The sequence below is a fragment of the Desulfobacula sp. genome, from assembly GCF_030611305.1.
Classification (GTDB): domain Bacteria; phylum Desulfobacterota; class Desulfobacteria; order Desulfobacterales; family Desulfobacteraceae; genus Desulfobacula.
This window is the reverse complement of the sequence record NZ_JAUWQB010000016.1, coordinates 1-12,840: the sequence shown is the minus strand read 5'-3', so window position 1 is coordinate 12,840 and position 12,840 is coordinate 1. Positions and strand designations below refer to the sequence as shown.

At 38.3% G+C, this 12,840-nt stretch carries 13 protein-coding genes; 11 read left to right on the top strand and 2 right to left on the bottom strand.

Features of this window, described 5'->3' with window-relative positions:
* Position 1: 1 nt before the first annotated feature.
* A complete protein-coding gene (locus QAI40_RS04715) occupies positions 2-508 on the bottom strand; it encodes a CvpA family protein (RefSeq protein ID WP_299976584.1) in 507 nt (168 codons plus the stop codon).
* Between the two features lie 108 nt (positions 509-616).
* On the opposite strand from QAI40_RS04715, the gene QAI40_RS04710 reads away from it, so the two are divergent.
* The 4 genes from QAI40_RS04710 to QAI40_RS04695 are packed head-to-tail and all read left to right on the top strand — an operon-like array spanning position 617 to position 5,027.
* Entirely contained in the window at positions 617-1,567 is a 951-nt protein-coding gene (locus QAI40_RS04710; protein WP_299976582.1) for a PhoH family protein, read from the top strand.
* Complete coding sequence (locus QAI40_RS04705; RefSeq protein ID WP_299976579.1) at positions 1,542-3,926, top strand: HD family phosphohydrolase; 2,385 nt, start codon at positions 1,542-1,544, stop codon at positions 3,924-3,926. Before QAI40_RS04710 ends, QAI40_RS04705 begins: the two co-directional genes overlap by 26 nt.
* The gene (ybeY, locus tag QAI40_RS04700) at positions 3,823-4,287 is read left to right on the top strand and encodes an rRNA maturation RNase YbeY (RefSeq protein WP_299976576.1); all 465 of its coding nucleotides are present in this window, start codon (positions 3,823-3,825) and stop codon (positions 4,285-4,287) included. Before QAI40_RS04705 ends, ybeY begins: the two co-directional genes overlap by 104 nt.
* Positions 4,288-4,307: 20 nt before the next feature.
* A complete protein-coding gene (locus QAI40_RS04695) occupies positions 4,308-5,027 on the top strand; it encodes a pyridoxine 5'-phosphate synthase (RefSeq protein WP_299976573.1) in 720 nt (239 codons plus the stop codon).
* A gap of 17 nt (positions 5,028-5,044) precedes the next feature.
* On the opposite strand, the gene QAI40_RS04690 is transcribed toward QAI40_RS04695, so the two are convergent.
* On the bottom strand, positions 5,045-5,899 hold the full coding sequence (locus QAI40_RS04690; RefSeq protein ID WP_299976570.1) for an HAD family hydrolase: 855 nt from the start codon (positions 5,897-5,899) through the stop codon (positions 5,045-5,047).
* Positions 5,900-5,993: 94 nt separating this feature from the next.
* Here QAI40_RS04690 and QAI40_RS04685 point away from each other — a divergent pair, with 94 nt between their 5' ends.
* The 7 genes from QAI40_RS04685 (at position 5,994) to QAI40_RS04655 (ending at position 12,722) form a co-directional block, all read left to right on the top strand.
* Positions 5,994-6,878: an alpha/beta hydrolase gene (locus QAI40_RS04685; protein WP_299976567.1), complete on the top strand. Its 885-nt coding sequence runs from the start codon at positions 5,994-5,996 to the stop codon at positions 6,876-6,878.
* A 177-nt stretch (positions 6,879-7,055) separates the two neighbouring features.
* Complete coding sequence (locus QAI40_RS04680; protein WP_299976564.1) at positions 7,056-7,706, top strand: hypothetical protein; 651 nt, start codon at positions 7,056-7,058, stop codon at positions 7,704-7,706.
* A 170-nt stretch (positions 7,707-7,876) separates the two neighbouring features.
* Entirely contained in the window at positions 7,877-8,122 is a 246-nt protein-coding gene (locus QAI40_RS04675; protein ID WP_299976561.1) for a type II toxin-antitoxin system RelE/ParE family toxin, read from the top strand.
* Between the two features lie 54 nt (positions 8,123-8,176).
* Positions 8,177-8,482, top strand: a complete 306-nt coding sequence (locus QAI40_RS04670) for an addiction module antidote protein (protein WP_299976558.1) — start codon at positions 8,177-8,179, stop codon at positions 8,480-8,482.
* A gap of 158 nt (positions 8,483-8,640) precedes the next feature.
* Positions 8,641-9,228: a hypothetical protein gene (locus QAI40_RS04665; RefSeq protein ID WP_299976555.1), complete on the top strand. Its 588-nt coding sequence runs from the start codon at positions 8,641-8,643 to the stop codon at positions 9,226-9,228.
* On the top strand, positions 9,221-9,892 hold the full coding sequence (locus QAI40_RS04660; protein WP_304511461.1) for a hypothetical protein: 672 nt from the start codon (positions 9,221-9,223) through the stop codon (positions 9,890-9,892). Before QAI40_RS04665 ends, QAI40_RS04660 begins: the two co-directional genes overlap by 8 nt.
* Before the next feature lie 253 nt (positions 9,893-10,145).
* Entirely contained in the window at positions 10,146-12,722 is a 2,577-nt protein-coding gene (locus tag QAI40_RS04655; protein ID WP_299976550.1) for an AAA domain-containing protein, read from the top strand.
* The last annotated feature ends 118 nt before the right edge of the window (positions 12,723-12,840 follow it).

Here is a 12,840-nt window from a genome sequence, read left to right as displayed (position 1 = left end):
TTTAAAGGATTCCTTCCAGCTGTTTTAAAAAATCACTTTTGGTCTTTTGGGAAACGAACACTGTCATGGCTTTGGATACTTTTGCAATATAAGGAGAAAATTTTGAATCGGAAAAAATATTTGAACTTTTCGGGAAAAATATTGTGACCATAATAAAAAAAACTGAAACAATCAACACCCCTTTGGCAGCACCAAAAACGAAACCGAAGGCCCGGTCAACCCACCCCAAAAAAACAAGTTTTAAAAATTTACGGATCAGTACAGAAATAAGACTGACAATAACTAAAATGGCGCAAAACAGGAGGAAAAAAGCGGTAAGATTTCTGATTCCGGGGTTTCCAATCCATTTTTCAGCATAAGGCGTGATCAGAGGATAGTATGTATAGGCACCGTAAAAACCGGCAACAACACCGATTATTTCTGACACTTCTCCAATTAATCCTTTAAAGAGTCCCCGTATCAAACAAACTGAAATAATAACAATCACAGCAATATCAAAAATGTTCATATTCCTCCCTTTTTCTTTGATTAAGAGCGTTTTTTCAATAACAGCTAACCCCTTTTTTAGTCAAGATTTTTATTGACCTTTAAGCAAATAAAATGCACCCTATACACCATGAAAAACATTACGTTTCAAAACTTGGTGCTTACCAGGGAACTTTTTGGACATCATAACAACAATCTGGACAAAATCTGTGAGGCGTTTAAAGTTACAATCAACACCCGGGGCAACACGCTGTCGGTTAGCGGCAAGCCTCATGATGTAAATCTTGCTGAAAAACTGATCGACCAGCTTTATCAACTTTTAGAAGACGACTTCTCCTTTGGGGAAGCTGATATTGATGCAGCAATCAATACCATAAAGAACAACAATAACTCTCATTTAAAAGATATCTTTTCGACCACGGTATTTAAAACGATTAGAAACAAAGCCATCACCCCTAGGAATCCTGCCCAGCAAAAATATATCGAAGGGATCCGCAAGAATGATATTCTTATTTCCATCGGCCCTGCCGGAACAGGGAAAACCTATCTTGCCATGGCCATGGCAATGGCCGCATTCTCAAAAGGGGAAGTTAAAAGAATTATATTAACAAGACCTGCTGTTGAAGCAGGAGAAACCCTGGGATTTTTACCCGGAGACCTGGCCCAGAAGATCAATCCCTATCTCCGGCCTTTATATGATGCCCTTTATGACATGATGGACTTTGAAAAAGCAAAAATACTCATTGAACAGGATACCATTGAAATCGCCCCTCTTGCCTTTATGAGGGGCAGAACATTAAATAATGCATTTATTATCCTGGATGAAGCACAGAATACAACATCAAACCAGATGAAGATGTTTTTAACACGTATCGGGTATGGATCAAAAGCCATTGTCACCGGTGATATCACACAAGTAGACCTGCCATCCGGAAAAAAATCCGGTCTGATTGAAGCTAAAAAAATTTTAACCAATATAAAAGGGATTGAATTTATTTATTTTTCAAAGGATGATGTTGTCCGGCATAAACTTGTATCAAACATTATAGACGCCTATGAGAAAAACCAAAAACGGAAATAATCTCAACCAGGTAAAAGAATTTCTTTCGACATCACCTTATGTGTTGTGGATGTTACTGATTATTATCACGGTATTCTTTACCATTACACATTACCCGGAACAGAGTAAAACATCCTATTCTTATAGTATCGGGGATGTGGCAAAAAGGGATATCAAAGCGCCCAGAAATTTCTTTGTTGAAGATAAAGAAGCCACAAATATTAAAAAGAATGAAGTTAAAGAATCTGTTAAAATTATATATGATTTTGATGCCGGCCTGCTTAAAAAGATCTCTTCCAACATTGATGCTGCAATGAAAATTCCCCGGGAACTGTTCAAGAAAGCAGATGAGCAGACCTTAGAACCGGATCCGACCTTTGCTATTGTATTGGCTACCAAACCCGAATTTGAAGAAAAACTGGGAATTGAAATCAGCAAGGGAGCTTATTCTATTTTTTACAAATATCAATTTTCTCCTGACATTACCCTGAAGATTAAAGCCATTATCAACAAAGTTCTTATAAACGGAATTGTGGCAAATAAAGAATTTTTACTAAAGGAAGCACACAAGGGAATTATTCTTCAAACCATAGGCTCCAGAGAAGAGAGGACTGTCAATAATTTGAAAGTCTTTTATGGTCCGGATCAGGCAAAAGCCATGGTTCGAATCGAAGGCCAACCCCTATTAAAGGATATCAACTATAATCTTTCCAACCTGATCGTTGATTTGTGCCAAAAACTATTGCAGCCCAATATTACCTTAAATAAAAATGAAACGGAAAAAAGGATCCGGGAAGCTGAAACCCAAATCAAACCGATTCTGTATAAAATCAAAGCAGGTGAAATGATTTTAAGGGAAGGCGAACGGGTAGATAAGGTACAGCAGGTAAAGCTTGTTGCCCTTCAGGACCAGGCAGAAGAAAAGGATATTTTCATTTCCAGCACAGGGATTTCCTTAATCACTTTTTTATCCATCCTGGTGGTTTATCTCCTATTCTTAAAAGACCACAAAAAATTACAAACGGCTCATAATAAGCATATCCTCTTTCTATCCTTAGGGCTTATCCTGTATCTCACCTTTGTCAAGTTTTCAACCTATATTGCCCAGTCGGCAAATCCTGAAATTATGTGGGATTTCTCCTCTCTATCGTTTTTCATGATCATCCCGATCCCGGCAGCGGCCATGCTGACCTGCCTGTTCCTGGGGTTTGATATTGCCGTTTTTTTCACCATTATTCTCTCCTTGCTGACAAGCCTTGCATTTTCAGGCAGTTTCGAGGTCTTTATCTTTTTCTTTTTATCAAGTATTACGGCTGCCTATTGGATCAAAGAGCGGCAAGAGAGGAAAAACTTTATCATAGCCGGGTTCAAGCTTGCAGCCTTCAATGCTATCCTGGCTCTTTCCCTTGGATTCTATTCCCTTGCCCAGCCCGATGTTCCCATTCTTGCAAAAGAAATGGCCCTGGCTTTTTGCGGTGGTCTTTTTTCAGCCACCTTTACCATCGGATTTACCCCTCTGATTGAGTTTATTTTTGATTATACAACAGACTCAACCCTTCTGGAATTTTCAAATCTTGATCAGCCTTTAATTAAAAAACTGATGATTGAAGCCCCCGGGACGTATAATCACAGCGTTATTGTTGCCACCCTGGCGGAAGCTGCTGCATCGGCCATAAATGCCAGCACCCTTAAGGCAAAAGTAATGGGATATTACCATGATATCGGAAAGCTGGGTAAAACATTATACTTTATCGAGAATCAGGCAGACGGTAAAAACAGGCATGACAAGCTCTCCCCTTCCATGTCAGCCCTCGTTTTAATCGGGCATGTGAAAAAGGGTGTTGAGCTGGCTAAAAAACATAAACTAGGGAAAGAAATTATTGAGGGAATTATTCAACATCATGGTACATCCCTGATCAAATATTTTTATCAAAAAAGCTTAAAAAGCGGAAACGCCACGGTAAAAGAAGAGAATTTCAGATATCCGGGCCCGAAACCTCAGACAAGAGAAGCCGGTATTGTCATGCTGGCGGATGTTGTTGAAGCGGCTGTCAGAGCATTAGACCGTCCTACACCTGCGAGAATCCAGGGACGGGTTAAAGAACTGATTAACGATATTTTTGCCGACGGGCAACTGGAAGAATGCGAAATGACACTAAAAGATCTTCACCAGATTGCGAAAAGCTTCAATAATATTTTAACCAGCATTTATCACAGCCGGATAGAATACCCGGATAGATCCCCGGGAAAAAATCAGGAAAAGAAAAAAGAAAAAAATGGAATATCTAAAGATACTGATCGACAATCAGCAAAAAAAGAAAATACCAACGGATACAATCTGTCAAAAGACAAAACAGATCTTAAACGCCTTGGGTTGTGATGCCCATGAAATATCCATTGTGATTACGGATAATGATCAGATTCAACAGCTCAACAAGACATACCGGGGTATAGACAAACCGACAAATGTTTTGGCATTCCCTATGCAGGAAGGCCAATTTGCTGATATAACACCAGGCCTTTTAGGAGATGTTGTCATCTCCTGTGAAACCGCTAAACAAGAGGCTGATAAGGCAAACTTCAGCCTGGATGAAAGGATGTCCCAGCTTCTGATCCACGGCATCCTGCATTTGATGGGATTTGACCATGAAGCAAGCCAGTCAGATGCGCGGAAGATGGAAGACAAAAGCCTTGAGCTGTTAAGAAAAATTGAAACCAATAAAGAGTTGAATATATTTTAAATAATGGAGAGGTAAAACAAATGGCTCAACTTGCTGTAAATGTAGATCATGTGGCGACTTTAAGGGAAGCCCGGGGAATCAACTATCCTGAACCTGTTGCGGCGGCTGTTGCTGCCGAGACTGCAGGGGCTGACGGAATCGTTGTTCATTTAAGAGAAGACCGCCGCCATATAAAGGAAAGGGATGTCAGGCTGTTAAGAAAAATTGTACAATCAAAACTCATACTGGAAATGGCCGCCACCAGTGAAATGTTAGGGATTGCACTGGATATCAAACCGGACTGCGTAACCCTTGTTCCTGAGACAAAAAAAGAATTGACCACAGAGGGGGGGCTGGACCTGATCAGCCATGAAAATTATGTCAGGGAAGCCGTCACAACTTTAAAAAACGCCGGAATTGCCGTCTGCATTTTTATTGATCCGGATCTTGACCAGATTAAAGTCGCCCATAAAATTGATGCCGACATGATCGAAATTCATACGGGTGCTTTTTGCGATGCAACCACAGGTGCCCAGAAACAAAAAGAATTTTTTAGAATCGTTGACGCAGCAAAAATCGGAACCAAGCTAAAACTTGAGGTAAACGCCGGTCACGGCATCTGTTACAATACGATTAAAGCCTTTAAGGGACTTCACGAAATCAGCGAATTCAGCATCGGGCACAGTATTGTTGCAAGAGCCATACTGACAGGCATGGAACAGGCTGTCAGAGATATGAAACAACTAATTTCAGGACTTTGATATTGCCGATAAACATTCTAATCTATCCATCCTGACTCTTTTACAGCCTGGGACACACCGCACCGGTTGTTGGAAGACACGGTCTTAAAGGCTTTCCTTAAGCGATCAGGGGCATTTTCTACGACAAATCCTTTTCCTGACCAGGCCAGAAGGTCCTGGTCATTATAATCATTTCCCACTGAAATAACATTTTGGCGGTTTACACCAAGCCTTTTAACAAGCCAGGAGGCGGCCTTAGCCTTAGATACATCTTTATGAAAGACCTCTATCCATGATGATAGATGATCAAGCGGGGACGTAGCATGGATCACACTGAAACCGGATAAATCCTTTTTTATTGTTTCTATGGAATCCATATCCGCTCCACCCGGTATAATGGCCAGTACTTCAGTGGCCGGATCGCAATGGATATGCCCGTCCTTCAGGGGCAATGCGTATTCCTTATAAAGGGCCAGCCGGGCTTGGAAATCAGGATTATGATTTCCATGGGATTTATATAAAAAATGTCTTGTATCAGGTATGGACTTATGCACCATATAGTCAAACTTTCGATGGTCCAGATAGTTCGTTATCTTTCCAATGTCCGAAGATGGCACAGCCTTTTGACAGATCACCTTACCGCCTGGAAATTCCATAATACCGGCACCAGTCGAGAATATGACATAATCTACAGGTAAAAAATTATCCCCCCGGGCCATGCCAATAACCTTCAACGCTTTCTCAAATGAGTATACGGACCGTCCGGTTGCAATAGCAGTCACTATTTTTCTCTGTCTTAACATCTCAAGGGTTTTGATGTCTTCGCGGGAGATGGTTTTGTCATTTTTTAATAATGTTCCGTCAAAATCAGTGATAAAAAAATTTTTTCCCATTTCCCTGTATTCCCCATAAAAAATATTTGGTTTCACACCAAACTGTGATACCTTTTTTTAGATAGATAAACAATATGGTTTTTTTATGAGCAAAATGACATCAATAATATTATCAGCTATTTTCAGACATCTAAAATCACGGCCTACCTTTGAATCTATCGGTATTGAGCCATACAGAAAACTTCTTGAAAAAAGCGCTATTGCCTTTAAACCGGATAAATCCATCAAAGCTGAGCCGTTTCGTATCAAAGCCATTGAAGCTCAATGGCTGTTGCCTTTACATCATAATAAAAAACGAATCATCATATATATCCATGGGGGAGGATATATTGCCGGCTCAATAAATTCCCACAGGGATCTTGCATCACGAATAGCGATTGCTTCTGATGCAAAAGTTTTGATTTTCAACTACAGGCTGGCCCCTGAACATCCCTTTCCAAAGGGGCTTTGCGATGTGAGGGCTGTGTATCAATGGGTGATGGATAATTTTCAAGATACACACAAAATAAGCCTTGTTGCAGATTCTGCAGGGGCAGGCCTTGCCCTTGCCCTTCTATCCGGTCTCCTGACAGATGAGCGCCCTTTGCCCATATGCTCTATATTGATCTCACCCTGGATTGATCTTGAATGCAAAAACAAATCCCATATTGAAAACCAAAAAAAAGACCCCATGCTCAGTCAAAGCATTTTGAAGAAAACCGCTCTTTTTTATACTGACAAAGACTTGTCTAACCCTCTGATATCCCCTATCAACAATAATTTTTCAGGGATCTCTCCTGTCCTGATTCAAACCGGTGAACATGAAGTCCTGGTTGACGATTCGAAAATCCTGTCAAAAAAGCTAACTAAGGCGGGCGCAACGGTCCAACTGGAAATCTGGGAAGGAATGTTTCATGTATGGCATTATTTCGCCAAATATCTTTCAGAGGGAAGACAGGCTATTAAACACATAGGAAATTTTATTAAAAAATATTCTTAAACGCTACAGGATTTGTCTTGACAGCCGGGGTCACTATATATATGCCAAGAGTATATTTATTTTTAACAACTTGCCTTAAAACTGTATTTGGATGCTTTAATATCATAATTATAAAAAAATATATAAGGTTAATATGCAGATTTTTTTCTGCTTAATATGATACGTTAGAAGAAAAAAATGAGTAAACAAAACAATAAAACTCGAATTCTGTTGTCGGAAAATAATCAATTAAGAAAATTCTTTTTTATAATCCCTCTTAAAGATGGTTCGTTTTCATTTGGGTCATCATTATCTAAACCACAAGAAATGAAGCTTGGTGAAATTAAAATACCCGAGGGGCAACAGAGCGGAAAGACTAAAGTTAATTTTAATGATGCTGTAAATGTTACCCCGGTCGGATCACATTTTACATATCATCCACCGAGAGATACTGATCCAGCAATAGTGCATTTACGTTCCAATACTAGTGAAGATAGATTATTCATAAATTCTGTTGAGCCATTGGAAGACATGATAGAATTCAAAAGAATTTTTACTATTATTCCTCAAGCCCCGAATAAATTACCCATATTTCAAAAAAAGATCACTTCAAATGATATTATTATTCCTATCGATGGTTTTAAAAATAAACCTTTCAGCGTTGAAGTTTTTCTTTGTCGAAAATCTTATGATTATAAAAAATTACTTGTAAAAGACGCTTCTTTAGTTTGTTTGGGAATTTGTGAAAATAAAGACTATTTACTTGTTATTGAACTTTACCACAAAAAAGAATTCAAAGAATGGTCTCGGCTTACTGTAGTCATTCCTTTTGTTAAAGGTATTTTGTAAAACTTAAGGGAAACCATTGAATCTCAAATTTAATATAAAAAATAACTTCTAACGAATAAGGATAGATTGTGTGAGGAACGAACCACAATCTATCCTTATTCGTTGGGCTTAAAACATGGCATCGTAAATTGTTTATTGACAACATGTGGCCACCTGGCTACAATTGAACAATGATTGAAATTCGAAAAACTGAACTTTTTGTCAAATGGCTTGATAAGTTACATGACATCCGTGCTCGCACTCGTATTTTGGTACGAATTGAGCGACTGGCTGCCGGAAATCCAGGAGATGTTAAGGCAGTGGGCGAAGGTGTTTCAGAGTTACGAATCAATTACAGAGCTGGTTATCGGGTGTATTATAAGCAGCTCGGAGAGTCTATAGTATTTTTGTTGGCTGGTGGAGACAAGCGTACCTAGGCAAAAGATATCAAAACCGCCTTACAATTGGCGCAGAATTTATAGGAGTCTATCATGGCTAAAACTATCACCACAAGATATGATGTTTCCGAGCATCTTCGTAATCCGGAAGCAATGGCGGCTTATCTTGAAGCTTGTCTTGAGGAAGCCAATGGGGATGCTGCTTTTATTGCTAAAGCTTTGGGTGACATTGCCCGGGCCAAGGGAATGTCACAGGTAGCTCGGGATGCTGGCCTTTCCCGCGAAAGTCTTTACAAGGCACTTTCTGGTGAAAGAAATCCGGGCTTTGACACAATCCTCAAAGTCATTGGTGCACTTGGCTTAAAATTGCATGCAGAAGCAATTCAAACAACTTCCTAAACAGCCCGACCAGCGAGTGACCGGACAGCAAGGGGCTGCTTTAGAACTGAGCCCGAATTGATATCTAAAATGGAACTTGACAAGGAGATAACTATTTTGTACATATAGATACAAAGTAATGTAGATATATATACAAAAAAATGTATGAAAAGCTACAAATGGAATATGGATTAGGTAAAGAACAGCTTCTCGACATTATGGCGGAATGGAACCGCTTCCTCAAACGCAGGGTACATCTGATTGCCTGTGGTGGGACAGCCATGACTTTGTTAGGAGTAAAACCCTCTACAAAAGATGTTGATTTCATGATCCCCAATATAAAAGAATTCACATACCTGACCAAACTGTTAAAAGCGTTAGGGTATAAACAAACAACCGGATCAGGGTGGAAGCGGAATAAAGAGATATTTCGATTTGATCTCTTTAGCGGTAACCATATTCATACAACGGAGTTACTCGACTCTCCCCTAGAGGATGATAGAAATTCCGCCTTAAAGGAATATTCACATCTTTATATTGGCATTTTAAACGATTATGATCTGATTTGCAGTAAGTTGATGCGTGGAACCCGGGTTGATTTTGAAGATTGCCTGATGCTATTTGATGCACATAAAGAAAAAATTGACATCGCACAACTGACGGAGCATTTCAATGAACTGCTCCTGTACGAAGTGGCTGAGGTTCGATTAAAACCGAATATGGATTATTTTTTAGATCAACTCAGGGAGAATGGACTTTATGGCTGATCGAGAACTATATAACAGTCTGTCAAAATTGGGTTTTCCAATGTTTGAACCAAATGAAGATATAGATGTAAATGAAACACTGGCAGAGGTTGTGAAAAGTAATGATACTCGTCTTTGGGAAGGGTTTCCTGTGATACTGGCAAATGCTGCTGAAAGTTATCATTTTTCGCCAGACATGGTCGTGCAGCAGTTAGATGCCAAAAAACAAAAACAACAATTCCATCAACTTGTGCTTTTATCGGCTTCAGTTTACTCAACGTATCACCTCTCATTCCCATGGCTCAACAAACTCAAAAAAACATTTTCCGATGAAGACAAGAAACGTGTCAAAACATGGAAAAATAATTTGGTTCACCACCAGGCACCTCAAACGGGGAAAGATCAATTTGATCCAGAACGGGTAATGGGGCTTTTTGAACTTTATTTTGAAAAAAAAGTTGAAAAGGATCGAAGGCGCAAAGATAAATTTCAAGAATTTTCTATGGAATATGCTTTGTCGCAGGTTTTTTCTCCTAAACAAAAAGAATTGTTTAAGAAGAAATTAGAAGGAAGCCTATTGACTAAAACCGAAAAGGAATATTATTCAAGAACAGTTAAGAAAAAGGTTGTTGCGCTGGCAAATGTGGAATTGCATAGTTTATCCCGAAAGCTTTTGGAACAGTAGCGGATAGATGTCCCCATCACAGAATTCGGAGTGACCCTACCTCAAAAAACTGTGATCGAAATTAGGCTGCTTTTTTTGTAAAACGTTCAACATGCAACATGCTGCGGCCGAGCCGCAGCATGTTCAAAGTTCTTAACTTCATTTTTATTGTTTGGTGAGAATAAACGTATTGGTAAAGCAAAAAATTAGACCAACAGACCATTTTGGCAATAGTGATTCGGATTGACACTTAAATTAGTTGAAAAACTCAAACATGGAAACAAAAAGAATCTTTTTAAAGGGTATTGACCAAACAAATGAAATTGAAAGCTTGGATAAAATTGGGGATAAGTACATCGTCCGGTTTAAAAACAATGAGACGCCATACCCTTATAGCTCAAAGAACGTGACTATCGAAACCAAATCTAATGATCCTTTTGAAATATATACTTCGATCGCACAAGATACTAAAGCAGAAGACGGTTCTTCAGTGCTGGGCAGATATTGCAATGGCATTAAAATTAAAGAAAATTCATTATTGCATAAGTACTTAAATGGGGCTGCGTTTGAGAATTTCAATGACGAAGAGCCGTTAATTTTTCCATTTAGATTTAATATTAGCCAGTTAGAGGCAACAAAAAGTGTATTCAAGAATGAACTAAGTGTTATTCAAGGACCGCCCGGAACAGGTAAAACACAAACCATATTGAACATTATTGCAAATGTAATGCTAAGAGGAAAGAACGTTGCTTTAGTATCTAATAATAATGCAGCAGTTGATAACGTAAGGGACAAACTCAATAAATACAATTATGGATACATATATGCCCAATTGGGAAGAAAGGAAAAGCAAGAAAAGTTTTTTTTAAATCAATCAAATATTATTAGAGAAATAGTGCCGAATCAGCTTGATTCAGAAGATCTTAAACGCACTAAAAATGAGTTGCTTGAATGCAGTACCAAACTCCGGCAATTGATGAAAAAAGAACGGGAGCAACAGCAGATTAAAGAAAAACTGAACGCTTTGAGATTGGAGCAGGCCTACTATAACAATGTTGATGGAATTGATAAGTTAGATGAGAGACTTTATATCAGCTTTTATAATTTAGGGCATGAGAAAATTTTAGATTTTCTTGTAGACCATCGGATAATGATTTCAAATAAGGAGAAACTGAATTTCATTAGCAAGTTTAAGCTCTTTGCCAAATATGGTGTCTATAAATTCAAAGAATTACAGGAGAATAATCACGAGGTTATCTCCAGATTCCAAAAGGTTTTTTACAAACTTAAGATAAAAGAATTAGAAAACAAGCTGAAGCAATGTGAACGGATTTTAGGAAAAGGAAACTTTTTGGATTTGGCAGAAAAGCACAGCAAAGTTTCTAAAACGCTTTTTGATCATTATTTGAGCCAACGATTTAAGGAGGAAAGAAAGAAATATACTATAAAAAAGTATAAAAAAGTATTTGATTCATTTATAAATGATTATCCGATAATTTTAAGCACAGCTTATTCAATCACAAATTCTGCTGCAAATGGATTTGTATTTGACTATGTCATAGTGGATGAAGCATCGACCCTTGACTTAGTTAAAGCAATGTTGCCGTTATCATGTGCTGAAAAAATAATAATCGTAGGAGATCAGAAACAACTACCTCATATTCCAGAAAAAACCGAACACTATTTTGAGAATGAGGCCTATGATTATCAAAAGCAAAATATCATGTCTTCTTTGGATGTTTTGTATGGAGAGAGACTTCAGAAAACATTATTAAAAGAACATTACAGATGTCATCCAGACATTATCCGGTTCTGTAATATGAACTATTACAATGGAGAACTCATCGTATACACCAAAGCAGAAAATTCCGCCCCCATAAATGTTATTAAAACAGCTCCAGGGAATCACATGCGGGAGATAACTAGAGGAAAAAGAGGCCCTTTCAATCAAAGAGAGCTGGAAGAACTTAATAACCTGATTGATAATAAAAAAGATTATAAGTTCAGCCTTTACTCTCAGAACCTGGATGACATAGGCTTGATCACTCCCTATAGAAAACAGGTAAAATTGTCTGAAAAGCTAAACCCGTCAGCCATTGAAAAAGATACAGTACACAAGTACCAAGGGCGGGAGAAACCGGTTATTGTGTTTTCAACAATTCTCGACCAATCAGCTAAATCAAATTTTAAAATGCGTTTTGTAGATGATCCTCAAATGGTTAATGTAGCTGTGTCCAGGGCGGAGAAACAGTTGATTATTATATCAAACGCTGATGCATTTTATAAAAAGAACGGAAATAACATCGGTGATTTGCTCAGGTATATTGAATACCATGATAAAAGTAATATTGAGAACGGTCGTGTCATTTCAGTATTTGACCTATTATATAAAGATTTTTCAGAAAGGCTGTGGAAAAGAAAGTTGGCTATGAGTAATGTAAAAAAGAACATTAGTTTCAAAAGTGAACTAATAATTTACTCTATCCTTAAGGAACTGCTCTCGGAAGAAGCTTTCATATGTTATTCGTTTTCCCATGAGGTAAGACTCGCGGATATCTTTTTAAATAGGAAACGATGTAGTGAAATTGAAAAAAAGTTTATCAAACAGCCAAGAAGCAGCGTGGATTTTTTAATTTCCAACAAGTTTGACAAAAGCCCGGTTCTTGCAATAGAAGTCGATGGTACTGAATTCCATTTGAATAATCCAGAGCAGCAGTTAAGGGATCAAAAGAAGGATGATATTTTTAATAAGTATGATATTCCGATTTTGAGGTTAGAGACGCATGCGTCAATAACTAAGGATACCCTCAAAGATGAATTGACAAAGTTGACAGAAATAATGATAGCATAGGGAGTCAAATCTAATAATAGGGTAGAACCTTGATTATTGTATTATAAAACTCAATCGGGTAGCCGGGGGTTTTAATCCCCCAGCCCCCACAACACCCTGCATGCGGGTCCGCACAGGG